Source organism: Paenibacillus haidiansis (assembly GCF_036553665.1).
Classification (GTDB): Bacteria; Bacillota; Bacilli; order Paenibacillales; family Paenibacillaceae; genus Fontibacillus; species Fontibacillus haidiansis.
Map to the genome: position 1 here is coordinate 294,503 of NZ_JAZHPZ010000002.1, position 25,868 is coordinate 320,370.

General features: G+C 50.3%; 34 protein-coding genes. All 34 read right to left on the bottom strand.

All coding sequences use genetic code 11. From position 1 onward, the window contains the following. Nucleotides 1-220 precede the first annotated feature (220 nt). Complete coding sequence (locus V3851_RS05690; protein WP_331845553.1) at nt 221-763, bottom strand: GNAT family N-acetyltransferase; 543 nt, start codon at nt 761-763, stop codon at nt 221-223. A gap of 26 nt (nt 764-789) precedes the next feature. Further along, a complete protein-coding gene (locus V3851_RS05695) occupies nt 790-1,593 on the bottom strand; it encodes an aminoglycoside phosphotransferase family protein (RefSeq protein ID WP_331845554.1) in 804 nt (267 codons plus the stop codon). Continuing rightward, nucleotides 1,562-2,173, bottom strand: a complete 612-nt coding sequence (locus tag V3851_RS05700; protein WP_331845555.1) for a DUF4269 domain-containing protein — start codon at nt 2,171-2,173, stop codon at nt 1,562-1,564. Before V3851_RS05700 ends, V3851_RS05695 begins: the two co-directional genes overlap by 32 nt. A gap of 32 nt (nt 2,174-2,205) precedes the next feature. Further along, nucleotides 2,206-3,060 carry a P-loop NTPase family protein gene (locus V3851_RS05705; RefSeq protein ID WP_331845556.1) on the bottom strand — a complete coding sequence of 285 codons (855 nt, stop codon included), beginning with the start codon at nt 3,058-3,060 and terminating at the stop codon, nt 2,206-2,208. Nucleotides 3,061-3,092: 32 nt separating this feature from the next. Continuing rightward, nucleotides 3,093-3,737 carry an HAD family hydrolase gene (locus V3851_RS05710; protein ID WP_331845557.1) on the bottom strand — a complete coding sequence of 215 codons (645 nt, stop codon included), beginning with the start codon at nt 3,735-3,737 and terminating at the stop codon, nt 3,093-3,095. 35 nt (nt 3,738-3,772) lie between these two features. Continuing rightward, on the bottom strand, nt 3,773-4,324 hold the full coding sequence (locus tag V3851_RS05715; RefSeq protein WP_331845558.1) for an AAA family ATPase: 552 nt from the start codon (nt 4,322-4,324) through the stop codon (nt 3,773-3,775). Nucleotides 4,325-4,339: 15 nt separating this feature from the next. Then, a complete protein-coding gene (locus tag V3851_RS05720; RefSeq protein ID WP_331845559.1) occupies nt 4,340-4,954 on the bottom strand; it encodes an NUDIX hydrolase in 615 nt (204 codons plus the stop codon). After that, entirely contained in the window at nt 4,944-6,098 is a 1,155-nt protein-coding gene (yqeK, locus tag V3851_RS05725; protein ID WP_331845560.1) for a bis(5'-nucleosyl)-tetraphosphatase (symmetrical) YqeK, read from the bottom strand. The genes V3851_RS05720 and yqeK overlap by 11 nt, the downstream gene beginning before the upstream one ends. Before the next feature lie 20 nt (nt 6,099-6,118). Beyond that, nucleotides 6,119-6,931, bottom strand: a complete 813-nt coding sequence (locus tag V3851_RS05730) for a class I SAM-dependent methyltransferase (protein WP_331845561.1) — start codon at nt 6,929-6,931, stop codon at nt 6,119-6,121. A 28-nt stretch (nt 6,932-6,959) separates the two neighbouring features. After that, nucleotides 6,960-7,541, bottom strand: a complete 582-nt coding sequence (locus tag V3851_RS05735; RefSeq protein ID WP_331845562.1) for a DJ-1/PfpI family protein — start codon at nt 7,539-7,541, stop codon at nt 6,960-6,962. Between the two features lie 16 nt (nt 7,542-7,557). Further along, nucleotides 7,558-8,118 carry a GNAT family N-acetyltransferase gene (locus tag V3851_RS05740; RefSeq protein WP_331845563.1) on the bottom strand — a complete coding sequence of 187 codons (561 nt, stop codon included), beginning with the start codon at nt 8,116-8,118 and terminating at the stop codon, nt 7,558-7,560. Between the two features lie 55 nt (nt 8,119-8,173). Next, nucleotides 8,174-8,677, bottom strand: a complete 504-nt coding sequence (locus tag V3851_RS05745) for a GNAT family N-acetyltransferase (protein WP_331845564.1) — start codon at nt 8,675-8,677, stop codon at nt 8,174-8,176. 182 nt (nt 8,678-8,859) lie between these two features. Beyond that, the gene (gene nspC / locus V3851_RS05750) at nt 8,860-9,999 is read right to left on the bottom strand and encodes a carboxynorspermidine decarboxylase (RefSeq protein WP_331845565.1); all 1,140 of its coding nucleotides are present in this window, start codon (nt 9,997-9,999) and stop codon (nt 8,860-8,862) included. After that, a complete protein-coding gene (locus tag V3851_RS05755) occupies nt 9,996-11,213 on the bottom strand; it encodes a saccharopine dehydrogenase family protein (protein WP_331845566.1) in 1,218 nt (405 codons plus the stop codon). Before V3851_RS05755 ends, nspC begins: the two co-directional genes overlap by 4 nt. A 319-nt stretch (nt 11,214-11,532) precedes the next feature. Further along, nucleotides 11,533-12,207 (bottom strand): HAD family hydrolase, encoded by a 675-nt coding sequence (locus V3851_RS05760; RefSeq protein ID WP_331845567.1) that lies wholly within the window; start codon nt 12,205-12,207, stop codon nt 11,533-11,535. A 20-nt stretch (nt 12,208-12,227) separates the two neighbouring features. After that, on the bottom strand, nt 12,228-12,746 hold the full coding sequence (locus V3851_RS05765) for a hypothetical protein (RefSeq protein WP_331845568.1): 519 nt from the start codon (nt 12,744-12,746) through the stop codon (nt 12,228-12,230). 136 nt (nt 12,747-12,882) lie between these two features. Further along, nucleotides 12,883-13,491 (bottom strand): histidine phosphatase family protein, encoded by a 609-nt coding sequence (locus V3851_RS05770; RefSeq protein WP_331845569.1) that lies wholly within the window; start codon nt 13,489-13,491, stop codon nt 12,883-12,885. Next, a complete protein-coding gene (locus V3851_RS05775; protein ID WP_331845570.1) occupies nt 13,488-13,913 on the bottom strand; it encodes a VanZ family protein in 426 nt (141 codons plus the stop codon). The genes V3851_RS05770 and V3851_RS05775 overlap by 4 nt, the downstream gene beginning before the upstream one ends. Before the next feature lie 4 nt (nt 13,914-13,917). Then, nucleotides 13,918-14,553 carry an NUDIX hydrolase gene (locus V3851_RS05780; protein WP_331845571.1) on the bottom strand — a complete coding sequence of 212 codons (636 nt, stop codon included), beginning with the start codon at nt 14,551-14,553 and terminating at the stop codon, nt 13,918-13,920. Next, complete coding sequence (locus V3851_RS05785) at nt 14,540-15,136, bottom strand: nucleotidyltransferase family protein (RefSeq protein WP_331845572.1); 597 nt, start codon at nt 15,134-15,136, stop codon at nt 14,540-14,542. Before V3851_RS05785 ends, V3851_RS05780 begins: the two co-directional genes overlap by 14 nt. An 18-nt stretch (nt 15,137-15,154) precedes the next feature. Then, nucleotides 15,155-15,592, bottom strand: a complete 438-nt coding sequence (locus tag V3851_RS05790) for a GNAT family N-acetyltransferase (RefSeq protein WP_331845573.1) — start codon at nt 15,590-15,592, stop codon at nt 15,155-15,157. A 116-nt stretch (nt 15,593-15,708) separates the two neighbouring features. Then, the gene (murI, locus tag V3851_RS05795) at nt 15,709-16,506 is read right to left on the bottom strand and encodes a glutamate racemase (RefSeq protein WP_331845574.1); all 798 of its coding nucleotides are present in this window, start codon (nt 16,504-16,506) and stop codon (nt 15,709-15,711) included. A gap of 44 nt (nt 16,507-16,550) precedes the next feature. Next, complete coding sequence (locus V3851_RS05800; RefSeq protein ID WP_331845575.1) at nt 16,551-17,342, bottom strand: lipid II flippase Amj family protein; 792 nt, start codon at nt 17,340-17,342, stop codon at nt 16,551-16,553. Between the two features lie 118 nt (nt 17,343-17,460). Further along, on the bottom strand, nt 17,461-18,195 hold the full coding sequence (locus V3851_RS05805; protein WP_331845576.1) for an SDR family NAD(P)-dependent oxidoreductase: 735 nt from the start codon (nt 18,193-18,195) through the stop codon (nt 17,461-17,463). Further along, nucleotides 18,189-18,671, bottom strand: coding sequence for a GNAT family N-acetyltransferase (locus V3851_RS05810; protein WP_331845820.1), 483 nt, complete (start codon nt 18,669-18,671; stop codon nt 18,189-18,191). The genes V3851_RS05805 and V3851_RS05810 overlap by 7 nt, the downstream gene beginning before the upstream one ends. 27 nt (nt 18,672-18,698) lie before the next feature. Then, nucleotides 18,699-19,442, bottom strand: a complete 744-nt coding sequence (locus tag V3851_RS05815; RefSeq protein ID WP_331845577.1) for a metallophosphoesterase family protein — start codon at nt 19,440-19,442, stop codon at nt 18,699-18,701. Next, entirely contained in the window at nt 19,435-19,998 is a 564-nt protein-coding gene (locus V3851_RS05820; RefSeq protein ID WP_331845578.1) for a GNAT family N-acetyltransferase, read from the bottom strand. Before V3851_RS05820 ends, V3851_RS05815 begins: the two co-directional genes overlap by 8 nt. A gap of 16 nt (nt 19,999-20,014) precedes the next feature. Beyond that, the gene (locus tag V3851_RS05825; protein ID WP_331845579.1) at nt 20,015-20,485 is read right to left on the bottom strand and encodes a GNAT family N-acetyltransferase; all 471 of its coding nucleotides are present in this window, start codon (nt 20,483-20,485) and stop codon (nt 20,015-20,017) included. A gap of 14 nt (nt 20,486-20,499) precedes the next feature. Further along, nucleotides 20,500-20,946, bottom strand: coding sequence for an aminoacyl-tRNA deacylase (locus tag V3851_RS05830; RefSeq protein WP_331845580.1), 447 nt, complete (start codon nt 20,944-20,946; stop codon nt 20,500-20,502). Beyond that, nucleotides 20,946-21,359 carry a GNAT family N-acetyltransferase gene (locus V3851_RS05835; RefSeq protein WP_331845581.1) on the bottom strand — a complete coding sequence of 138 codons (414 nt, stop codon included), beginning with the start codon at nt 21,357-21,359 and terminating at the stop codon, nt 20,946-20,948. The genes V3851_RS05830 and V3851_RS05835 overlap by 1 nt, the downstream gene beginning before the upstream one ends. Before the next feature lie 169 nt (nt 21,360-21,528). Beyond that, nucleotides 21,529-23,592 carry an alpha/beta hydrolase fold domain-containing protein gene (locus V3851_RS05840; RefSeq protein ID WP_331845582.1) on the bottom strand — a complete coding sequence of 688 codons (2,064 nt, stop codon included), beginning with the start codon at nt 23,590-23,592 and terminating at the stop codon, nt 21,529-21,531. Between the two features lie 198 nt (nt 23,593-23,790). After that, entirely contained in the window at nt 23,791-24,054 is a 264-nt protein-coding gene (locus V3851_RS05845) for a helix-turn-helix domain-containing protein (protein ID WP_331845583.1), read from the bottom strand. A gap of 14 nt (nt 24,055-24,068) precedes the next feature. Further along, nucleotides 24,069-25,064 carry a GPP34 family phosphoprotein gene (locus V3851_RS05850; protein WP_331845584.1) on the bottom strand — a complete coding sequence of 332 codons (996 nt, stop codon included), beginning with the start codon at nt 25,062-25,064 and terminating at the stop codon, nt 24,069-24,071. Nucleotides 25,065-25,201: 137 nt separating this feature from the next. Further along, nucleotides 25,202-25,849 (bottom strand): pentapeptide repeat-containing protein, encoded by a 648-nt coding sequence (locus tag V3851_RS05855; protein ID WP_331845585.1) that lies wholly within the window; start codon nt 25,847-25,849, stop codon nt 25,202-25,204. Nucleotides 25,850-25,868 lie beyond the last annotated feature (19 nt).

Genomic DNA, 25,868 nt, shown 5'->3' on the forward strand with positions numbered 1-25,868 from the left:
TAAGGGGACGCAAGCAAACCAAACCGGAAAGAGAGCGAAATTCCTGCAAAAATGCAATTATTGCGTTGATGTCTCCATGTACAGAAAAAAATTCCTGCTATAGAGTGCAGGAATTTTTTCATAATTCGGCCCGTTGGCGGGTTATGGGACGAAGTTGATGCATTTTCGCAGGAATCAACATGTGAGCCATGCGAGCCGCTAGCGGCTGTGACTTTTGCCGTTACAATGCGCGGTACTCCTCCGCCAAAATGCTCATCAGCTGCACATCGATATATTTACCGCGTTTGAATATTTTCTGCCGGATGGTTCCTTCCTCCTTGAACCCGCAGCTCAAGTAGCAGCGGCGGCCGCGCTCGTTGTTGCCGAGCACCTCCAGCTCTAGCCGGTTTAAATTGAGCGTGTCGAATACAAAGCCGAGCAATAGCTTGATCGCTTCACGCCCGTAGCCTTGACCGAGCATGTCCTTTCTTCCGATAACGATGCCCATGACGGCCGAACGGTTTTTCCAGTCCAGCTTATGCAAATCGATTTGCCCGATATAATCCAGCGTGTCCTTCTCGGCAATGACGAAGCCTTTGCTGGCGGAAGTGCCTTCTACCATCGAGCGCAGAAACGATTCCGTATTATGATGGGTTTGCGGAAACAAAAAGATATCGCTTAACGTGTCCGTAATTTCTTCGTCGTTCACCCAACTGCGGATATGGGGCAAATCTTCCATCCGGTACTCCCGGAGGGTAATTCTCTCGCCAATCAAATGGGGCATAATCTCACCTTCCTAATGTTCATCTGCTACATTTTGTCGAGTCCGGCACGAATCATTTTGACCAGGGCCAGCTTTTCCGCCTCCGGCACCCCCTCCATCAACCTGGCGGCGGCGACGGGGAGCATCCAGCGCTCCACTTCGGGATAGGAGAGCTTGGATAATTGGAAATACCGCTTGATATAGGTGTTTCTCAGCCGCGATCGGATAAACTGAACGATTCCCCGCTGAATTGCGGGGATCCCTTCGGGCATGCTGCCGTGGCTCAGCAGCAGAACGGTCCGCGCCACGTCCGCGGCCGGATTGCCGGAAACGGCATTCATCCAGTCGATGACCCAATTTCTATCGCCCACCAGAATATTATCCGGATGGAAATCCCCATGACAAAGACTGTCCGCTCTCGGAAGCGAATCCAGAAAGACGGTAATCGTCCGCTTTTCACGCTCATCCAGCAAATCGGTAGATTGGATAGACTGGCGCAGCGCGTCATGCTGATTCCGTTTCAGCCCGGCCTGTTGCCGGTGCATCCGGAAATGCAGCTCGGCCATAAGCCTCGCGCCCGCCGCAACCGTCCAAGGCTTGGTTGAAATGCGGTTCAGCAAAGTCTGCCCCTCCGCATATTCATAAACGATGCCCATGCGATGTTCGGATTCGATCATTTCATAGGTTTGCGGAGCGTCGAGATCCAAAGTGCAGACCAGCTTTGAGGCTTCATATTCCTCCCTGATCGCCGCCAGGGGAAAGCCGGGACGGTACAGCTTCAGAATTTTCCCTTCCCCATAACCGTAAACTTCGGCGGTTCTACCCTGACCGATCATTGCTCCCTGATTCAATATGAATCTCCTCCTCGATTAAAGCCAACAGCTCCTGATCTTTCCGGTTCTCCAGAGCAAGCAGTTCCCGGTACGGATCGCCTTCCAGCCGAAGCAAACGGGCAAAAGCCGGCTCGGTCTTGAGACCCCCTTGCTTCAGCTTGATGATGCGCCGCTTGAACGATTCTCCATACAGCCGCAGCATCCTCGCTTCCACCATCATGTGCCTGTACCCGTTCTGCACCGCAGTCGGGACCGGTTGTCCGAACAGTTCGACCGGCCAATCCCCGCAATTAAAATTGACTTTCACCCTTTCGATCCCTTCTACCCTGCGCCGGACTAGCGCAAAGCCGGGTAAATGGGCAAAATGCCGCTCCACCATTGCTTCAAAGGCCGCAAAATCATGAACCTCGCACAGGATATCCAGGTCGCTTCCCGCAATTTGGATATCGAGCGGGACCGTCCCCGCCAAAACCGGATCATAAGCCTCCAAAATCTCGAACAAGCGATATTGCTTTAACAACCGGTACACTTCTCTCTGCACAGAAGTTCCTTCCAACAGATATTCCAGTCTGCTTCCGGTTTCGTCAGGCAAGCTCATCTTTCCTTCACCTTCCTTTCCGAGCGGCCGGATCATCCGCCCGTTACGATAAGCGATTCCAGAATCCCTTGCAGCTCGCTCCTGCCCCTAACCGGATCAAATGCCGTATTGTTGATCACCTTTGTGGGGATTTGCAAGCGGCCCATGATCTCCCCGGCGAGCTTACGCTTGTGCCTCAATACTTCAATCGTGCCTTCAATACCGGTGAGGCCGCGGCTTAGTCCGTATCCTTGATTCGTGTAGTAATCGATAAAGCCGTCCGCCCACTCGCGCGGCCGCTCCGCGACCGCTTTAAGAAACGAACGCTCCACATCGTCCTGATCGATATAGATCAGCACCGGTTCCAGCTTCAGGACGCTTTGCTCCAGCCTTTTCACATACTCAAGAACATCCGTTTGCGGAACGTTATATTTAACCAGGCCCACCGTCAGCGGATTCTGTATAAAACAGCACTCAAATATGTAAATCCCGTCCTGCGCCGCAGCCTGATCGGCAAAATGCGACCACTTCTCCGCGATCACTTCCGCGTTCCGTTCAAAGGGCAGCTCATAAACATCGGTTTGCATCAGTATACCGACCAGTTCATCGGGAAAATCCGGGGCGTACGCTTCTTTCAATTTGCGGTATGGAATAAAACGGTATTCTCCCCGCCGCTCCGAGTGGTTCTCAAGGATAGGACGATATGCCTCCATATCTCCGAGCAGCCTCAGGTATTCCGCTTCGCTATAACAGGCTACGCCGTCATAGTCGGCGGGATGGTCCGGATTTCCTTCCGTAAACAGGTTTGCCTTCATCCCCTGTCCGGCCAGTATTTCACCGGCCCAGCTTGCATAGGTCGATTTGCCCGAACCGGGCAATCCTTCAATGATGATCAATTTAGAAGTCATTTACTGTTCCTTTCTTACATCTCTTGCATTCCTTACATCCAGTCATCAAGATGAATATCGGAAATCCGTTTCACGACCGCATCCGCCTGCGTCAAATCCTGCAAGCCCGAATTCGGATTGAGATATCCGATACAGCGCATGCCGGCCGCTTTTCCCGCCGCGACGCCAAACCGGGAATCCTCCAGGACGAGGCAGTGCTCGGGCTCCACCCGCAATTGGCGGGCCGCTTCAAGGTAAACATCCGGCGCGGGCTTTCCTTTCTCCACTTCTTCCCCGCTGGCAATGCCGGCGAAGAATTCCTCCAGCCCGAACTTCCCCAGCACCGCTTCAATGAAGACGCGCGGCGAAGAGGAAGCAATGCCCGCTGGAATGCCGCGGGCTTTAAGATCGAGAAGCAGCTCCCGGATGCCTTCGATCGGTTCCATCCCGATCGCCTCCAGCTCCGTTATTTTAAGGCCCAACTGGTAGGCGATAATTTCTTCGACCGATTGTACTAAGCTGAACTCTTCGCGTACGGATTTCCACATTTCGGGATTCGTCATGCCGACGTATTTGATAAAGACGTTCTCTTCCACTTCATGCCCCAGATGTTTCATCGTTTTGATGTCGATATCGATGTGAAACGGTTCGCTGTCGACAATGACCCCATCCATATCAAAAATAAATGCCTTTAACATGGTTGCTCGCCTCCCTTTCAATTAATTCAGAATATTTACAGCTCCCGGATCGCGGCCAACACGCGGTCAACCTTCCCGCCGACGCTCTCCCGTCCGTCGCCCTCAAGCCGGAGAACGGGACAACGGAGCTCGGACAGCCATGCTTCATGCAAGGTCCGGCTGCGAATCTCCATCCCTCCCCGATCATACCGGGAGGCCCAGTCGATAAAGACTTGGTGGGCCTCGTGCCTGCCGCCGCCGGGTTCGATCTCTTTCCCGTATCTCGAAGCCTCCCGCGCCAAAAGTCTCCGTATTCTTTCCTCTTCCGGAATCCACAGGAACACGGCGAGCTCGATATAAGGAATGAACATGTCGCCCCATCCGCACATGGAACCGGACCAAACCCAGGACGGGTGCCGGGAAATAAGCTCTTTAATGATCTCCTGCCGCTCGGGAATCTCGCGCTTTAACGTGAAGGGCTCCTGCGACGGCAGCCAGTAAATATCATCCGTATCGAAATGGAAGTATCCCAGTTCGCTTGCAAGCGCCCGGGCTAAAGTCGTCGTCCCCGAACCGGAAGCCCCGAAGATATGAATTCGTTGAAACATCTTACCCCTGCCTTCCTAATCCAGCCATACATCGTGCCGGCTGTTTCTCGCTTCGAACAGCCATTGAATTTGTTTCGGCGTATTTCTTTCCACGGATAGCGGTGGCAGCTCATCCTCTGCAAAAAAGCCAACCTGCAAGGTTTCCATTCCGGCCTGAGCCGCTCCCCCCGTAATTTCGCAAAGAATAAACATCTTGTATACATGAAACGCTTCAGGAGGGTGGTCATGAAATTTCTTGTCCAATACGCCAAGCAGCCGAACCGGGGACACTTCCAGCCCCGCTTCCTCCTTCACTTCCTTGACCGCCACTTCTTTCGGCGACAGGCCGATATCGGCCCAGCCGCCCGGCAGCGCCCAGGCTCCGTCGATCCGTTCCCGGACGAGCAGAATTTTGTCGTCCCGGAACACTACGCCGCGCACATCCACTTTCGGCGTCGCATACCCGGTTTCATTGGCGAACAGCGCCTTCACCCGCTCCGTCTCGACTCCGGTATACTTGCTCAGGATTTCCACGCTTAGATCACGCAGCATTTGAAACCGTTCAAGATCGTAAATGTCTTTGGAATAAGCCAGTCCGGCCTGGCTGATCGCTTGAATTTGTTTGGCCCATTCCAGCCATTTAAGCTTCATCGGTGAAACCGTCCTTTCCGCTGCCCGGTCTAATATAATACTTGATATAATCGGTCTCCGGGGGCGTTAGCCCGCCCATGCGCAATGAAGTCGCGATTTGTCCGCGATGGTAACTTCCATGCAGGAATACATGCGTCAATATATCGATGATGGTGCCGGTAAACGGGTCGCCTTTGGTGCTATGGTAATGGATTTCCCGGTATAAATGGGCGTCTTCGATACCGGAAAAATAACGCCGATACCCCTCCGCATTCTCCGCCGCCTGCCGCTCGCAATGCTCCGGACTCGGGGGCGCTTCGGACCATATGGCGATCTTAGCCGGAGCCTTCGGTTCGATCAGCCGGGAAAGCCATACCGCTTCGGCCGCCAAAATATGCCCGAACAGCCGAAGCGCGCGCTCCGGTATGGCTTCCGCCTCTTCGCTTCGCAGCCGATTGACAATTTCCCCGTTGGCCCACACCATCTGATCGAACATGCGCAACAAATGATGCTTCAGGGGGTTGGCCCCGCGCTGGAGCAGCACCAGCAGTTCTTCTCTCGCCTCGATCAGCCAAGGATGCACCAGCTTCATGTGCTCCCGCTGATTCCACACATGATCCGTATAAGCAAACGCCGCTTCATCCAGCTTCTGCCCGTCGACCAGGCGGCGTATATCATCCAGATAGGTTTGCTCTCCCGGCAGCTCCCAAGCCACTTTATCGGCGATGAATACCACTTTGTCGAACAAGGTAGCCCCGGGCTTCAACGTCGTATGGCATTCGATCGCATTCAAAATATCTTCGTCCGCAATGCCGAATATGATTTCCGCCATGGCGCGTGAGAGCTTCTGATGCAGAATTCGGGGATACCCCGGCTCTTCGTCCAAGATCTCGATCGGCAGCTGCTTCGCGACTTGAAGCATCTGCGTTACGGGTATCACATTGCTGACATCGTGAAGCAATGCGGCCTGCTCCGCCTTCTGCGGATCGACGCCGTACAGCCGCGCGATGCGGACCGCCTGGCTCGTTACCTTCAAGGTATGATCCCAGGTGTCCTGATCGCCGTGCAATTTGAAAAACGTGCCGACATCCTGCAGCAGGCTTCCCGTCAGCTCCAGCCCTGCCTCATAAGGCGCAAGGCAGGTGCCGTTCATCCTTTTTTCCATAAGAACTCCGCTCCTTATTCCTAAATAGAACTCTTCCGCGCGGCAATCAGGAAATGCTCCGTAGCCTCCCGGTATTGGGGAGCTTCGCTCATTTCGCTGGCCGCCTGCACCAAGTTTTCGTATACCTGGCGGTCTTCCCGGTACAGCCGGGTTACCTCCGTCCGCATGCCCGCCAGAAAGCTCTCCGCCCCGGCGCAGGAGATCACCTCAAATCCGCCGCGTTTTACTTCCTCGAGCGCTCTGTGCGGAACCGAAAAATAAGCTTCGGTAAAGCCGCGAAGCTCATCGAACCGCTGCTCTTGCAAATAGTCATAAATTCGCTCGGGATCGCGAAATGTTTCACTAAACTCCGTCACGCCGGCCTTTAGACATCCCCAGGAATTGATATACGAAAAAATGGCGGTGCCTTCCGGCTTCAGGATTCTGTGAACCTGTTTGACCATCTCCAGCCGCTCCGCTTCCTCCAATACATGATATAAAGGTCCGAGCACGAGCGCCCCGTCATAGGCTTCCGCACCCAGAACCCGCAAATTTCTCGCATCTTCGCATATGTATGCTTCCGCCTGCAGCCCGAGCTCTTCGATGTTCTTCCTTGCGATATTCAGCTCGTTGGCCGACAAATCGAACAAAGTAACCCGATAGCCCTGCTGCAGCAGTTCCATCGCATATCTTCCCGGCCCCGAGCCGATATCGCAAATATGCCCGGCATCCGGCAAATACCGGTCCATCAGCCGCAAGGTCGACATCCATTCGACTTGATTGTAGGGATCGCTCAGCCGCTCCCATTCCTGCTCGGCGCCGTCATCGTAATAATTTTTGACGATTTGGCTCACTCTTTGTCCCGCTCCTTTCTCAGACAGTCTAAAATTCGCAGATCCCTTCGGCCTCATAAGGATAATCGATCTGCCTCTTAACCTGCAGGGCCGCGTCTTCTCCGGCGAGCATATTCACCATATACAACGCAAGATCGATCAAAGTAGCGACGCCGCCGGCGGTGATTACATTTCCGTCTCTTACGATCCTCATCTTGACGACTTCCCGGCAATAAGGTTCCAGCAGGTCGTACGAGCCGGGATGAGTCGTCGCCCTTTTGCCGTGCAGATAACCCGCCGCCCCGAGCAGCAGCGATCCGGTACAGACCGACACGATATACCGGCAATGTTCGGCCTGCCGAAGCCAGGAAACGAAGGTTTCGTCAAACCGAAGGCTTCTCGTCCCCATCCCGCCGGGAACAAAGATCAAATCGTATGCCGAAAGATCAGGATACACTTTGCCCACCTTGACCGTCAGCCCCAATTCGTCTTTGACCTCTTCCGCAGGACCGCAAAAATCCCATGTCAGCCCTTTGGTTTGTTCAAACAAGTTAAGCCTGTAAATCACATCGTAAAACCCGATCAAGTCCAAAAAGGTCAGTCCGTCAAAGACGACGAAAGCCAGCTTCATACGCCTTCCCTTCCTCTCATACCGTATCCAAAAACAAGCTCATCCCGATGACATCCTCATAGTTGCCGTCCTGCAGCTTAATCTGCTTGCGCATCAGGCTTTCCTGGGTAAAGCCCGTTTTGCGGTACAATTCTATCGCCTTCGTGTTGTTCGCGAATACTTCGAGGTTGATTTTTTCGATGCCGCTGCGCTTCTTCGCCCAGTCGATCAACGCTTGCAGCAGCGCTCTTCCGATCCCTCCCGCCTGATAATCGCCGCGGACGCTCATTCCGAAAGATCCGGTATGGGCGGTGCGCTGCTTCTGCCCGCTGTGGAAATCCAGGGTCCCGACCAGCCGTTCGCCTTCTTCCGCAACCAGAATCAAGCTGTTCTCATGATTCAACATGGATTCGATCCACTCGCGTTCCTGCTCGGCGGTCATATCAAACTCTTCGGGTACGGTGAGCAGATACGATTCGGTCGATATAACGGCCCGGGTATGGGCTAAAATTTTCGCGGCGTCCTCGGGAACCGCGGTTCGGATACCGATGATCCGGTTATATTTATCCACGATGTTGATCGGTTCGAACCATCCCATAACTTCATCATCCTTTCTGTTAGTGATCAAACAGAATATGAGCGATACGACGGCGCTAGACGGAGAAGGTTTGCGATAAAATATGATGAACTCCCGGCAATCCGTCCATTTCGATCGAATTAAGTTCTTCCTTGTATGCGATATTTAATTTTGTATATAACTTTTTCCAAAAAGAGACGGCCGGCTGATTATTGGCCAGCTGTTCGATATGATAGCTGCCCGGATGCAATCTGAATATCCGCCGCACCGCTTCCGCGGCCAGATTCTGACCTCTGTACTTTCTTAACAGAAACAATTCCTGGATCGAAAACTGAATCCCCTTTGGCGTATAGGGCGGCGTGCACATCAGCACAAATCCCGCGATCCGGCTGTCCGCCGAGATCAGGTACGGGAATAACGCCTCTTTCTCCAAGTATAAGTAATTATTACCCATGTCGTATTTGCCGTTCTCCCGAATATCCTCCCGCGTATATGACGACAGTTCGTACAAATAGAGATTATAGAGGTTGTAAAAAAGCTCCTGCTCATGTTTGGATAAAATCGATAACTGGACCTTCATATTGATTCCTTCTTTCTGCCATCCCTTGTGTTCAGGTCGCTTGAAGTCTGCAAAAAGCTTTATCAAGACAATATCCTGTATTTTCCTAGAACTCAAGTGATTTTTTAACCATAAGCAAATTGCTCCGCAGAAAAATTATGCAAAAAAGGACAGGAGCCGCGCATGGCTCCTGTCCTAATCTGTTATGACAACCGTGAACTGAAATCCTCGTATCCGAATTGCCGGATGATCTTGATTCCTTCTTGCTCGTTATAGCTGGCGATCGACGGCAGATTCACGCCGTTGAAGGTGTTGGTCTTGACCATGGAATAGATCGCCATGTCGGTAAATACGAGCCGGTCTCCCGGCTGTAAAGGCTGGTCGAACGAATAATCGCCGATCACGTCCCCGGCCAGGCAAGTCAGCCCGCCGAAACGGTACGTATACGCCTTCTCGTTCGGCATGCCCGCCCCGATAATTTCCGGGCGGTAAGGCATTTCCAGCACGTCCGGCATATGGCATGCGGCCGAAGTATCCAAAATCCCGATATTCATGCCGTTCTCGATAATATCGAGCACCGTGGCGACCAGGAATCCGGTATTTAAAGCAACGGCTTCGCCCGGCTCCAGGTAGACTTGTACACCGTATTTGTCCTTGATCCGGTTAATGACCCGGACCAAGGTTTCAATATCGTAGTCGGGACGCGTAATATGGTGGCCGCCGCCGAAATTGATCCATTTCAGCTTGTGGAGATATTCTCCGAACTTCTCTTCGACCACTTGAACCGTGCGCTCGAGCGTATCCGAATTTTGCTGGCATAGCGTATGGAAATGGAGTCCGTCTATGCCGTCCAATTCTTCGGGCTTGAAGCCCGACAAGGTAACGCCCAGACGCGAATGATTGTAGCAAGGATCATAGATCGGCGTATGGCTCTCCGAGTACTCAGGATTTATTCGAATGCCGCATTCGATCTTTTTCCCCTGAACGCCTTGGACTTTCGCCTTGTATTTATTCCATTGGTTGAATGAATTAAATACGATATGATCGCAATATTGCAGCAGCTCGTCAAATTCCGATTCTACGTAGGCCGGCGCGTAAGCATGAACCTCTTTGCCCATTTTCTCATAGCCGAGTCTCGCCTCATTTAAAGAGCTGGCGGTAATCCCTTTAAGATATTGACCGACTAAAGGAAACGTGGAATGCATCGCGAATCCTTTAAGTGCAAGCAGGATATTGCAGCCCGTGCGCTGTTGAACGGAGTCCAATATTTCAAGGTTTCGCTTGAGAAGCGCTTCATCCACGACAAAGCATGGCGAAGGCAATGCGTTAAAATCCAGACTCATGCCAGAACCTCAACCGGATCGAGCAGTACCGGCGCAAATTCTTCCTTCCACGGCAATCCGTATTTGTTGAGTGCGTCCATGAACGGATCCGGATCGAACTCTTCCACATTGAATACGCCCGGTTTCTTCCAGAGCCCTTTCATGATCATCATCGCGCCGATCATGGCCGGAACCCCGGTTGTATAGGAAATCGCCTGCGAGCCGACTTCTTGGTAGCATTCCTGATGGTCGCATACGTTGTATACATAATACGTTTTCGGCTTGCCGTCTTTCATCCCTTGAATGATGCAGCCGATATTCGTTTTGCCTTTCGTTCTCGGTCCGAGCGTGGCCGGGTCCGGCAAAATCTCTTTCAGGAATTGCAACGGAATAATCTCTTTGCCTTCGTACATGATCGGCTTGATCGACGTCATGCCTACATTTTCGAGAACCTTCAAATGGTTCAGGTAGTTGTCGGAGAAGGTCATCCAGAATCTGATCCGTTTCAAGCCTTTGATATTCACGGCCAAAGACTCCAGTTCTTCATGGTACAACAGATAAATATTTTTCGGGCCGATTTCCGGCAAATCATAAGTCTTCTTCATTTCGAGCGGAGCGGTTTCGATCCATTTTCCTTCTTCCCAGTAACGGCCGTTCGCAGTAATCTCACGGATGTTGATTTCCGGGTTAAAGTTGGTCGCAAACGGATACCCATGGTCGCCCCCGTTGGCATCCACAATATCGATGGAATGAATTTCGTCAAAATGGTGCTTTTGCGCATAAGCGACAAATACTCCGGTTACTCCAGGATCGAAGCCGCTGCCCAGCAGGGCGGTAATTCCGGCTTTTTCGAATCTTTCCTTATAAGCCCATTGCCATTTATATTCGAATTTCGGAACATCCGGCGGTTCATAATTTGCAGTATCCACGTAATGAACGCCTGTGGCGAGGCAAGCGTCCATAATCGTCAGATCCTGATACGGAAGCGCAACGTTGATCACAACGTCGGGGCCAAAGCTCTTAATCAGTGCGATTACCTCATCCGTATTATCCGCATCAACCTTTGCGGTATGAATTTTTGTGCGGCCGCCATCCAGTTTGTCTTTAAGGGCGTCGCATTTGGACAGTGTCCTGCTTGCGATACAAATCTCCTCAAACACATCAGGATTCTGGCAACATTTGTGAACTACCACACTGGCCACACCGCCAGCACCAATAATAAGAGCCTTACCCAATTCACTAACCTCCATTTCAGATTTTAAAAATTAAAGCAAGAATGATTATATATAAAACACTATAAATAATCAATAAATTTCGCAAAAAATTAGCGTTATCCTGAAATTAAGGCGAATATTTTAATCTTTTCTCAATTATCCAGCCGTTTCCTCAAGTTTAAACAGCAATCCAGCGACCAAATGCTTGACTCCATATTATGAAAAGTAACAGCCGGATAAAATAAAAAAAGAAGCGGGGTTACCCCGCTTCCCATCATATTGATCGTCTTTTTCAAAGGTGCAAAGTGAATAGGCATTCGTCACCCTTTTTTCGGTGATTTCACAATATCCCTATTAACTCGTTGAGCGATTCCGCAACAATATCCGGCTTGACCTCATGCTCCCAACTCAGCTTGTTTCTGTTTAGCCAGCAAGCGGTGATTCCTTCCCGTTTGGCGCCGAGCACGTCCGACACGGAGTCGCCGATATGAATCGCTTTGGCCGGACAGATCCGATAATGCCTGAGCATGTCCTTGAACATCGCGTTTTGTTCGTCATTCTTGTAAGAACGGTATTGCTCCGAGTTGAAGAGGCGAATCCCGTAATCCTTGTAAAAGGAGGGTACCATATCGTCATCCGCATCGCTTACGATGCATACGTTATATTTTTCCGTAACCATGTCCAGGAATGGTACCGTATCCTCATAAAACTCCGCCAAGGTATGTTCCCGGAAAAATATCCGGTTCGCTTCGCCGCAATCAAAAGTAATTCCTGTCCCCGTAAATAATTCAGCAAAGCTGCTTTCGTATATTTTCTGAATCAAGGTAAAAGCTTCTAGCTCCGAGAAATGCCGTTTGTATTTATAATAACCTTGCAGCAGCCGGCCCCCGCATTCGGCGGCCAATTCCTCCGTAAACCGATCGGACAGAATCGGCGACCAAATTTTGGTTCTTCTCATTTCGATATTGACAAGCGTTTGAAACAGATCCAGACTGACCACTTCATATGAACTCATGAAAAATCCCCCCCCCCCGTTTACCGTATATCCGCTTCGATTTGTTGCCGCAAGTAAGCTTCGTTCAAGCCTTTATTGAAAAATTCCGCTTTCTTGCCGGTCGCCCCCTGAACCCGGTCGATCACCTGCCCCAGATGGTAACCCGCATGCTCGACCAGATGGTAAAGCTGGTGAACCTGCTCCGCCTCCAAAGGCAGCTCTCCCTGGATGTAACGAGCCATGATGCCGCTCCACCGATTGAGCTGTTCTTCAAAAAGTTCAATTACTTGTTCTGAAGTTAGAGACTCATTCGGAAAATATTGTTCGAATCCCTGCTGGAGCTCGCTTTCCATTCCCGACAGTCGCAAGCGGCTTCTTGCAATATGCTCGCTCATATGCAGAACGATCCCGCCGGTCGTATTGCCGCCCGGATAGCTTTCCGTCCAAAGTGCTTCATGAGGAAGTCCTTGCAGACAAGCTTTTAGCTTCGCAAAATACATATCCGTCATACGATGCAGGGTAAGCTTCAAAAAGACCTTTTCAAATGCCTTGGGATCCATATTTGCCTCCATTACCCGAAATACAAAACGCCCCAGCCTAAAGTTAAGCTATCCTTCTCTTAGGCAGAGGCGTTTGTCGGTCGATCTATTTTTTTCGATTATACATCGGGTTATTGGATGGCGGCAGGGGATTTCCTCACACCGGGCTTCCTCCCCCGGTTTCGCTTTCCGCAAGACTTAGAAGAATCCTGTCGGCACGGATGAATTCCTCACCGTGAAACTTCATTATGTAGATATCCGGCTTCGATGTTTGTCTGAGAAAATCCAAGCCGTACCGTTCGTCAAAATACCCCATCATCAGCGTCATAACGGCTCCGTGCGTACCGATCGCAATTTTGCGGCCGCGATGTTTGTTCAGGATTTGTTTTAAGGTTGCCACGGCCCGGTTTCTGCATTCTGCCGCCGTTTCCCCGCAAGGGAGGGCAAAATCGGGGTCCCCGAACATCTTCGCCAAATGGGGAAATAAGGCTGGGTCGGGCAAGCCTTTGATCTCGGGCGCGAATGCAAGTTCTTTTAATTCCTCAAATGTTTCAATTTCCTTGCCGGCACACCGAGCCGCTTCTTCAATGGTCAGTACGGCCCGTTTGTAAGGACTTGAGATGAACACTTCAATTCCCTCATCCATCAATAACCGCGTGACTTGCCGCGCATCGGCCACCCCCTTCTCGGTTAATCCGCGCATGCGCTCGTCGGGATCCGTTTTAATGGATTCACTATGCCGAACCATGTATACCGTGGTTATCATATGGCAGCCTGCTTTCGTATTATTTTAAATAGTCCAAACCCGATCATAAATCCTGCGGAATTCAAAATAAAATCATCGATATCGAAGCTGCCGCGCCGCAGGAGGAGCTGTAAAGACTCCAGGATAAACAAGCCGCACAAAAACGCGATAAACGACTTTGTCATCTTCCGTTGAAAGACGGAAGGCAGCAGTATGCCAAACGGGATGAACACGCCGATATTTCCGAGCAAATTGATCATCCAAGCCTTCGATTCGGGGCCGCTAGCTTGCAGATACTGCCCGATCGTAGAAAACGGCCTGAGATTGTACATATACTCAGAGTAGGTCGATCTGCCGAATCCGAAGAGCATCCAGTAGGCTAATAGGCAGGTATACAAGATCAGTAAAAATAGCTGGAGCCGTCTACGGTTCATCCTTTTCATGAGCTTAACTCGTCAAATCGGCGATTTTTTGAAACAGTAAATTGTAATACTCATCCGACCTCGGTGTTACATCATCCGGCCCGATCTCTCTTCGCCGCAAGCTCCCGCTATATTCGGATTCGTCGTTGACGATCCCCTCAATCTCGATCCTATCGACCTCGCCCGAAACAAGTCTCTTGAAATCTTCCAACTCCGCGAAAAACAATCCCGAAATCTCGTCGGCCTGATATTCGTATGCCTCAAGCGGTTTCCCAAACTCATAAATAAAAATATGGTTGAATTCCCGGTCGATCAGCCCCATCGGCAATTGTTTTTCCTGCGGTACCATCCCGCAATACACTAATTCGTCCATCGCCGCTCTGATTCCCAGCTCTTCCTCCAATTCGCGCACGCCGTCTTCCACGGTTTCCCCGGACTGCAAATGTCCGGCGCTTGAAATATCCAGCAAACCGGGATATGTATCCTTGTCGGGATGACGCAATTGCAGAAGCAGCTTTGCTCCGCCGTTATGCGTTCTATTGACAATCCAGCAATGGAAAGTTTGATGCCAATATCCTTTGGCATGTACAATTTCGCGCCGCTCCACGCCAATCTTCGTCATCTCTTCATCGTAAATATCGAATACTTCATCTTGGGACATAATCTATTCCCCGCTCCCACTCCAATAGAATTAACTCCGGCCATTTGGCTTGCCATTTCAAGGCTTTATTCATATAGATTTCTTTGGTAATGAGCTTCTTATTGGCTCTTACTGTTAAATGAAAAAGATCGTCAAAGCCAAAAGGGGCATAGATTTTCCAGCTTCCGGTCCGTTCTTTCCTTACACCAAATGCCGTTGCCGTGCTAGGCCAATTATCGATTGCTTGTTCGAGCGTTTCAAATGCTTTTATATCTATGGCGAATTTATCCGGATACCATAAATGCACTCTGGCTTGATTTTTAATATCGAGCTTGACCGGCAAATTTGAAAACATTTCCTTAATGTACCGGATCACTTCATCTTCCGCCTCGTAGCTTAGATCATTTTTATTAAAATAGACGATGTCAATATCATCAATCCCGTACATAAACGGCCGGTGGGTCAATTCATTCCAGACCGTCTGGGCAATGCATCCCGCCCCGATATAATACGCTCCGATTTCAACATGCTCCATCCTATCGAACACATGCATCAGAAGTTCATTCTTTTGCAAAATATGAATTAAACGATCCGTTTCTTCCATTCCATGGATTCCCCTTCCTCAATGAAGGTGCTTCCTGAACCCTTCCACGCTCTCGTCCTTATATCCCAGCTTTTCGTACAACCGATGGGCTTCCTTCCTTTGTCCGCCGGAAACAAAGATGATGTAGCCGCAATCCCGCTTCCGGGCCACGTCTTCTATCTCCAGCATTAGCTGCGTGGCAACTCCCTGTCTTCGCGCCTTCGGCGACACGATTACATTCTCAATCACCATAAAAGGTTTGCATTCGCCGACCAGATCCTCGCAGACAATTCCCATCAAGGAACCCGCCAAGCCGTCGTCATTATATGCCCCAAGCAGGATATAATCATCGTTTTCGCCGATTTTGCGGTAGGTCTCGACTAATTTATCATAGTTGGTCGTACTGTTCATCAGTTCATTGTACAGCAGACATAATTCTGAAAGGTCTTCGTACCGAATCGGTTTGACTGAAATCATGGCATCTTGCTCCTTTTCTAACTCTTTATCGCACAATCTTCTCAAAACAAAAAAAGGGAGCGTTCTCCGCGGAAAGTTAACTTGTCCCATCAAAAAGGGATACCAGCTCTCCCGGTTTACCAATCGTCATTCTCGCTTTCTCCCTCCATCCGGTTCAGCAGGCTTAAAGCTTCCTTCATTTTTTCTATATACTGCACGGAATTGCTGGAGCATAAAAATTTAAGGTCCTCTTGCCCTTCTGCGCTTAATAAATGTCGGGCTTTCAGCACCTGGACAAGCCGGTTGACCGTCCCTGTCCGTCCGTCGATGATCTGAATATGCGGCGGTAAAATGTCCGCAAGCAATTTTCCGTAGAACGGATAATGGGTGCAGCCCAGAACCACGGTTCCATATTGGTTCAGGTCAACGCCGTCCAGCTTTCCGGCCAAATAATCGGCGATGACACCTTTATCAAAATTGAGCGCTTCGCAATATTGCACCAGTTCCGGTAATGGAATGGAATCTACGATATTCATATCGTCCACGCGTTTGACCAGGTCGATGTATTTTGCCTCTTTCAGCGTTAAAGGTGTGGCGAAAACAAGGACCCTTTTCCCTGTGGCACGGTTCTGTTCCACCGCCGGCTTGACCGCCGGCTCCATTCCGATGACGGGAATATCGTACATGCTTCTGAGCTCCGCGATCGCGAGACTGGTCGCCGTGTTGCAGGCAACGACGATCGCTTTGACCTCTTCCCGCATAATCGTTTTCACCGATTCATGAATATATTGCTTCACGGCTTCGCCGGGCTTGCTCCCGTAGGGAACATGAAGCGTATCGGCATAGAACAAAAAATCCTCCTTAGGCAACTTTTTCATTGCAGCCGATAATACGGTCAGTCCACCCAAGCCCGAATCAAAAAAAGCTATTCTCATCTTTTCTCACCTGTAAATGTTTAATGTAGTATTGTATCCGTCGGTTATATCAGTTTCACTACCGCACTTATAAAATAAGCGGCCGGCAGAAATAACAATTGTGCAAGCATCGTGCCAAAAAAGCGCGATACCATCAAGAGCGTGAATATTTTTCCGAGTTGGTCGCTGTATTTCCGGTCATTGATCGCTTTGTCGGTAATCAGTCCAACCTGGGGATCGATAAATATCGTCAACAAAATCGTGGCGATGCCGTTGATCAGCCCGGATGCCTGGGATGCGGTCGTACTCAAATTCGGCACAAGATGGGCCGCATATAACGAGGACAGGACGCCGACGGTATAGAACGCCGTTATAAATACATTTATAATTATAAATCTATTGGAGACGCCCAGGTATCTAAATTGCCGCCATCTCAAGGACGGCTTGCGCCAATAATGCCTCGTATTTTTGATCTGTCCTAAGGTTACACTGGCAAGCAGCTTCGGTAAAGAACCAGCGACCTCCAATTTGGAAATGACCCTTCCCCATAGTAGAACAAAGGTGGGAAAAAGGACAATAGCCAGTAAGGTACCCGTCGATGATGAAAGAATGATAATTCTCAGATATCTGAGTAATTCGAACGAGGCATCCACCCTGGCGTAATCTATGAATTTTGCCGTCAGCGGCGCTTGAACCAAATTCGCCGTTCTCGACACAAGCACTAGAATTCCCGTCAGGGACAACGCTACGGCGATTTTGCCCGTTTTGACTCCGGCAAATCTCAAGGAGTACGACAACGTCTCACATGTATGTATAATCATAGTCAGGAAAAAGGTGACGATTAAATATTTCTCCATTTGAACAGATGTCCCCACTCTCGGAAAATAATAAGACCCCAGACCTGAATGTATCATATCTCGGCTGGGGCGATGTTTGTACTATGAACTTATTCGAAAATCGCGTTTAACTTTCGGGCTATCTCAAATAACAGCCATTGTTAAGATCAAAGGTCGCTCCGGTATAATGGCCGGATTTCTCCGACAGCAAAAAAGTAACGGTATGAGCGACATCCTCCGGCATTAGCGGCTGTTTAATCAGCTGATGATCCAAATACTGTTCCTTCCTCCAGCCGGGAATATGGTCCATCATGGGGGTTTCGACCATCGTCGGCGCCACGGCGTTCACCCGGATATACGGGGAGAAATTCATCGCGCAGCTCTTAGTCAACCCTAGGATCGCGGCTTTGGACAGCCCGTAAATCGCATCGGAGCTTCCTTCAATGCCGGACACCGACGACATATTGACGATGACTCCTTTTGACTTCTTCCCGATGATGAATGCTCCGAATAATTGGGAGAAGTATATGCATCCCTTCACATTCACGTCCATGACTTTATCGATTTCATTTTCTTGATAATCCAAAATATTTTTGCCCAAATAAATTCCCGCGTTATTCACTAAACCGTTTACATCGGCATGGTTCTCCCTTATATATGTAAAAAACTCGGCGACTTGACGGTAATTGCTTACATCCAATCGATAGGTATCCAGTTGATCCGCCGAACTTAGCGTTTGTTTTAACTCGTCCAGTAAAGAACCGTTCATATCGCAAGCGATAATCTTCGCGCCTTCCTTCGCGCATTGGATTGCGATTTCTTTTCCGATACCGGAAGCGGCACCCGTTACAATTACTTTCATATCGGTCAACATAGCAAACTTCCTTCCGTCAGTTCTGTTTTTTTGCTCATAATATACCAGCCGTCCGTCTTTTCCGGGTATTCATGCCGCTCAATGACCTCATACCCCAAGCTCAAATAAAATTTATAGTTTTGCGGTATGGACAAGCGAACCCCGAGGCGTATTTCACCGAACGAATACTCTTTAGCCAGCTCTTCTAAATATTTCATGATCTTCGTGCCTATCCCCATGCCCCTGGCTCCGGTAATTACCGCGACCCTGCCCACATACATATAGCCTTCACGGAAAATGTACTGCGCCGACCCGACGGGTTTGTCTCCTTCCCAGGCAATGACGGCCCCGCCCGCAGCGATCTTTTCGCGGATTTTGCCCACTTCTTCGGTTAAGGCGCCGGACGGCGGGTTTAGCCGGTTTCTGTATTCTTCAAAAGCGTCCCGCATCGTTTGCTGGACAATGGGGATTTCCTCCTGGTTAGCTGCTCTGATCACAATATTCAAGCGACGGCCTCCCTCGGGTTATTGCGTGGCCCTGCCGGTTTTGATGGCGACGGCGTAATCGTTTCTTCCGTTTTGCTCCGCAATCGAGCCCGCTTGCTCCCAATCGTAGCGAACCATCACATGCTCGATATTCCATCCTTCCGCTTCAGTCTTATAGGCTATAGCATAATCGGCATAGGGCGAGCCGGATTCCATCGCATGTGCAAACGGCGCTTCTTCCTCGTAAGCGGGCAAGCCTACGCTTCCCGGATTAACGACCAATTTTCCGTCAGGTAAAAATATCGTCTTAGGCACATGGCTATGCCCGCAAAATATATATTTTTGCGAAATCTCTTTCAGGCCCAGGGCCAGCCGATCCGGACTTTTGTATCGAACCCCCTGCTCATTAACCTCTTCGACTAAATACTCGCTATTCGAAAACGGGGTCCCATGACAAAACAGAAGATCCTCAAATACCCAGGTATCTTGAAAAGACCGAATCCATTGTTCGATCTCAGAAGTAATTCGGGGTTTGACAAACCGGTACGTTTCCGAATCGCTGGACTCTTCCAAAAGAATTTGATCGCAATTCCCCATAATATGAACGATATTGGCATGCTCCATTAAAAGCCCGGCAGTCCCGATCGGATCGACAGGACCGTATAAACTGTCTCCCAAATTGACGATAAGGTTGATCCCCCGGCGGGAAATATCTTGCAGCACGGCTTCTAATGCCAAAGTATTACTATGAATATCGGAAATAACGGCAATGGCTTTATGCATTCTTTTCTCTCCCCTTGCAATCCCAGTCTTTGTTTAACATGCCATAGACCACATGATCGACGTAATGATCATATAACCATTCGGCTTGCCGAACCGTTCCTTCGTTCGTAAAATTCAGCCTTTCGGGGACCGCTCTGCTCTTTGAATTAAAAACGGCAGCTCTAATTTCCACTCTATTTAGATGTAAATCATTAAAAATATAATTTATGAGTCCTCTGCACGAACTTGTCATTATTCCCTTGCCTTGATATTCTTCCCCTATCCAGTAACCTATGGACGTCTTTCGGTTGTTCCAATCAATGCTGTGTACCCCGATGCAACCGGCAATTTTGTTCCCGTAAACAATCCCCAAATTAAAACCGTTATTATCCGCAAATTGCTCCAAAGAGGATTTGATGAAATTCTTTGTTTGTTCCACGCTTACGGTTCCATCAACCCATGGCAGCCATTGCCGCAGGTGCTCCCGATTTCCGTCCGTTAGGTGAAACACTTCTTCGGCGTCCCGTAGTTCAAGTATTTTCAATGCGATCCGATCGTCGATCTTATGGTTAAACATATAGAAGCCTCCTAATTTAGACCTGCTCATTCTTAAGCTTTAAAGTATAAGTTCTCGGATAGAAGCCGTACCTCTCATAAAAAGAAAACGCCGATTCATTCCCTACCATCACGCTGATGCTTATATCTTCCACACGGCGACTCCGAAACCATTCCAGCGCATTGTTCATCAGCCTGTCTCCCACACCTCGTTTCCGATAGGCCTCCATAATAAATAGGGAATCAATCTCGCCCTCCCCGGCTTCATTTATGGAACTGATGCAGTAACCTACATAGGTCCCGGACTCCTCGTGAAGGACCAGGCAAATATGGACGGAGCCGTGTTCGGCCTTCGCTCTGATTTCGTTCGAACGCTCTTGGAAATGATGTTTGGTGATAGCCTGGGAAAAATTCGGCGAATTACCGGCATGATGATCCCGCAGACCGTACCAAAGCGGTTCGACGAACTCCAGTCCTCCTATGCCTTTATTTATGAAAGAGAGCGTCATGGAATTCACCTCGGCTATTTTATATATCCGATAATTTGATTTAATTTTGCAATATCCTGCGGTTGAATCTTCAGTGTGGTTTGCGGTACTCCCGTGCCTCCATAAATAAAGGGATAACGGGACAGCTTTTCATCCAGAATGGTCGGCAACCCGGGATTAATTAAAGATACGCTCCCAATTCCGCTGCCCGTAACCTGCTCGACTTCTTTCGGTTTGGCCAGTCTAATTTCTTGTACTTGCAACAGTGCTTTTATCGCTTCTAAATCGACCCGCCCATGGTCCCCCGACAGGATTAACGCATAAAACCCTTTCTCGGTCTTCAAAATTAACGTCGGAGCTGTCTGACCCGTGGGAATACCGAAATACTCCGCCCCTTCTTGGGCGGTATTGATTTGTTTACTATGCTGCAGGATCTCGTAGTCTATATTTTGCGCCTCAAGCAGGGACATCAAATCTTTCATTATTGCACCGGTACCTTTCTCATATATAGCTTCGGCTCTTTTGCAAACCCGTATTGTTCATATAAACCGTGAGCATCCCTTGTCGCTAGCGCACCCGTCATCCCGGCGTATTCTTCCGAATTGGTGATGAGTTGGATCAGCTTCTTCCCAATGCCTTGCCCGCGGTATTTGTTTAATACAAAAACATCGCATAAGTAATAAAAGGTCGCCTCATCCGTAATCACTCTGGCAAACCCGATTTGCACGGGGCCATGGTACACCCCGTAACTGTGCGAGGTTTCAATGGATTTTAAGATGCGCTGTGTGTCTCTTTGGCCTGCCCAATAGCTTTGGGCCAAAAAATCCAGCACCGCTTGCCGGTCGATCTTCGCCTTGTCGTCCGAGTATAGATAGCCGTTATGTAAGACTTCCATTTATGTACCTCCCGAATGAGGCTTCGTTGCCCAAGCAATATAAAACTGCTGAAAATAACAACGCCACAGCCTTAGATGCTCTTATCCAAGGCTGTGGCGTTCGTTGTTCGTCGGAGCTCTTCTCCTGATTATACACCGGGTGAGCAGGCAGGAATAGCCCCCGGCGGCTTCATTCGGCCAAGAAAATATCCCCGAAGGCGTTAATGTCTTTGGCCGTGCCTATGCCGCCGTTATATTCCAGCCAGCCTTTGCGCCCGGCTCCGTCGTTGTCGTTGACGAGCAGCGAAAATTTGAGCTTCAGCCCCGGCCCGGCAAGCGTTCGGTCCGCAATCAGCTCGGACCAAGGGATGGCGGCCTCATATACCGTCGCATTGTCCCTTCTAGCGGCGGCAAAATCGCTGCTCAGAAATTCGCCGGCAAGGAATCCGCCCGGCGCGATCCAGCGCCACCGGGACATTTGACCGTCGTCTCCCAGGGCAAATCCCATTTCATGATATTCGGACGGAGTGCCGCCGTCCTCCTCAGCGATACCTACCGCCACCTGGATGCTGTCTCCTCTCCACAGCTCATTTCCGGCGGCACTTTGAGAATGGGTATCATCGGTAACCTCCAGCGCAAGATACAAACGGTCCGTATCCCAGGATAAATAACCGGTCGCGCCGGCGTCCTCCGCCCCCTTCCAATCGTCCATTTTAACATCGGTTATGGGGAAACTCGCCGTGCCGCCCCAATCCCGCAAATCCCCGTCAATTTGCAGCGGATTGCCGGATGGACGAAGGATTAGGGCGTTAGCATCATCTTCGCTCGTCTGCAGCAGGGAACCCGTTTTGTCAAAGGCTCTTAATTCACGTTTTCCGGCTGCCAGCTCCGGGATAACGTAAGTCGCGCCGCCCCCCGGCTCAAGCGCATTGACGGATGTCTCGAAGATGCCACTGGCACCTTGCTCCGTTCCATAGTTTACAACAAGCGAACCGTCCATCGGATTCGACGATTGATTGGTTATGTGCAAACGCGTTTTGATCACGCCGTCCGCCGCATCATAATACGTTTCATAGGTTTCGCGCAAAGGGGAAATCACTTTGACATTGACGGCAAAGCCCACAGCGGGATCGTCCGTCCCCTTGTCGATTGAAACAGCCACCGTGTAATTTCCCGGCTCGATTCCCGCCGGTACTCGTACCCGGATGGTTTGCCCGTCCCCCGGATCGTCCAGCGTCCAACCCTCCGGCATCGCAATGGCAAGCGGTTCCTCGGCGGAACTCCGGATATAGCCTTCCGGCAAGACCAGATCGAGAGGGTCGCCCGCCGCGACGGCGGTTCCCGCATTATCCGGAAGCCATTCGACGTCCGGCGCGCTCATGACATTCCATAAAAAATGCGATATTGTCTCAACGACCTCGTCGAAATAATCGGCATTTTTATAATCATGTCCGGCGCCTTCCATCGTCAGCATATTATGATAAATCCCGCTCTCCTCCAGCGCCGCTTCCAGATCCAGGCTTTGCCGGTACGGGATCATCGTATCGATCGTCCCGTGAATAATCAGGACCGGGGGCAGCTGCCCATGAACCCGATTCTCCGGCATCCCCCCGTATATATCCACGATCGCAAATATCGGCTGCACCTTGGAGGGGTCCCGTTCCAAATATTCATTGGTAAAATTCAGCGCCAAATACCCTCCGGCGGAATCCCCGCCGATCGCGATTCGGCTTGCGTCGAGATTCAATTCGGCGGCGTTGTGGCGAATCCAGCCGATTGCATCGGATATATCCTCGTAGGCGTCGCCCAGCGTATGGGCGAAGTCGGCAAAAGGGACCGATTTGAGCCTGTAATCCATGGATACCACGGCGTAGCCCAGACTGGCCAGCCGCATGGAAATATCCGCCGCATCGGATTTGCTCCCCTCCGTATAGCCCCCTCCGTGAATAAATAAGAAAACCGGCTTTGACTCGCCTTCACCGCCTTGAGGTTCGTACAAGTCCAATTTTAACGGCTCCTCGGTTTCCGTTTCGTTTCTTTTGCTCGCATATACGATGTCATGGTGCACATTTACCTCGTACGCCGGAGTTAAATATTTGAGATCGTTATGCGCGCGATCGGCGACCGCCGGAACGGCAGGAGCCTTAACAGCGGACGTATTTTCGTCCGGGACCCGGCCCATGAGCGACCAAACGCCCAGAACGACCGCCCCTATCAATATAACGAAAAAAATATAGATGTACCGTCGTTTCATATGAATAACCCCCTGTCTTATGCATTCCCCGTGCTTTACCGAAATCGGTATATCCGTATCATGAAGCCGATCGGCGCTTTGTACAACGATGCATTCCTTCGTATATCGGGAGTAAAATTACGCACTTTACCGGGGACTTTGACCGTCGCTCCAAAAAAAATAAAACACCGGGGTTTCCCGGTGTCGATAAGGCTGCGTTTACTGATTCACGCCTAACGCCTCTTTCATTTGCGGTATGGATAAGCCGTCCGATTTCCATTGTTTGATTCGGAGAATACGGGCGACGGTCTCCTCTCTTTTATATCGGCGGGTCAAATTTTCCTCCGCTTGTTCGAAAGGCAGCATACCCTCTTCGGTATAAAACTTCAATGTGCTGTAACGGGAATCTGTAAGTCTCGCCAATTCGCCGATCGTTACGTATTCGGAAGCCAGAATGGATTCCATGGAACGTTGTCTGGACATGATCTCCGGCTCCTTTAAACGGGGCGTTTCGGAAGCAAACGCACGCCATGAATCGGTACTCTTCCGTATATCGCATGGGGTACGGCTTCGTAGGTGATATTATCGATTTTCAGGAGCGGAACCTGCCCTTCCCGCAGTACCGAAATGGCATGCCCCTTGGATTCCAGCCGCCTTTTCACATCGCGAAGTCTTTCGGCGGAATTGGGGAACATCGTCTCCGTATCGATAAACACCGATTGCGAGCGCTCCAGGATCGGATATACAAAATTAAGGCCGACACCCACGGGGGTTTTGATCGCCCTCGTTTTCATATGAAGCAGTTGTTTGGCCGCCATTTCGAAGCCATGACGGATGCGGATCGGAAGCAGGGCTTTGGCCAGTTGATTGCTGGAGAATAATTCATACATTTTGGCACTTACTTGATCCAGTTCATTGCGCGAAAACAGATCATGCATACACCCGCTTTCGCGCAGCAGCCACAGCATACAGATCGTTTCTTCCGAAACCGGCCCATCCTCCAGAATTTCCGCCCGAATATACTCCGTAATCCGGGTGTATTCGGTCATCAAGCTGCGATATTCTTTGACGGGTACGCCCGCGGAATCGAAATACAAATCACATGCCAGCAGATGGGGAATCTCTTCAAGCAGGCCTTTCTCCTTCAACGAATCCGATACCGCGCGCTCGAAATTCTTCAATTTTCTTCCGGATAACAAGGACGCCCTTTTCAGCCACCATTTTAAATCGCCGCTTCTTTCCCGATGTTGGCTAACCATCGATGTTAAGACGGCTTCCCGGTATGGGGCGCTCTTGGACGACGGCTTTAGCGCATCTTGGTTCAGAACGAATTGCCCTTTGACCGGCGTCAAACCGCCGTCCAAGTAAACCTCCAAAATGACCGCGGCGGCCATGCAGCGAAGCGCCGCTTTCTTGACCATAGTCATCTCGGCGCTCCGCTGCGCATTCAATGCGACCAGCGCAAAACTTTGTCCCAATCGCAGATCAGTCATCGTTATCCTCCTCCGCTCCGGATTACAAATTTCACTTACTACTTACTACTTACCACTTATTACTTATTATATATGCTGTTTTTCCTGCATTTGTCAACAAAAAAAGGCAACGACATCGATGGTCGCCGCCTTTAGATTTATTCCTTCACCTTCAATCCCAACAGCTTGACGAAGCCGATCGCCTGCTCGGGCGATACGGTACAGCCGGCCAAGGCTTGCGCCGGGATATCGATCCGGTCGTAGGTGCAGGTGCTGATATCCATGCCTTTCAGGGAGGTGTCGTTGAAATCCGCCTCGTTCAGATCGCATTCATTCAGTTCGACATCCTTGAATTTGCAGCCGTAAAAATTCGCATGCTGCAAGGAACACCCGGTGAACCTCACCTGCTTCACGGCGGCTTCCACCAGATCGCACAAGTTCATGACACAGTTTTCAAACGTCACGGACCCCAGGTTGGCTTTGGACAGATTCACGCCGGTCAATTTGCAGTTTTTGAAATGCACGCGGTGAATGATCCCTTTCTCCAGTACCGCGTTGGACAGATCGCAATTTTCCAGCACGGCGTCCGTCAGGTCCATCCTATCAAACGCGGTATGGGCGAAGGAGCAGCCGCGAAGCTGTACCTTGGCCATAATGCATTTCTCCAAAACCCGGTATTCATAATGCGCGCCGTTCATGATGCCGCCCACCAGTTCATGATCCTCGTCATTAAGCAAATCGTCCAAATCAACCTCGCTTAAATCCCCCGGAAGCTGCGGAGCGATAATTTTCGCTTTTGCCGCCATGTCATCACCTTCCAATTTA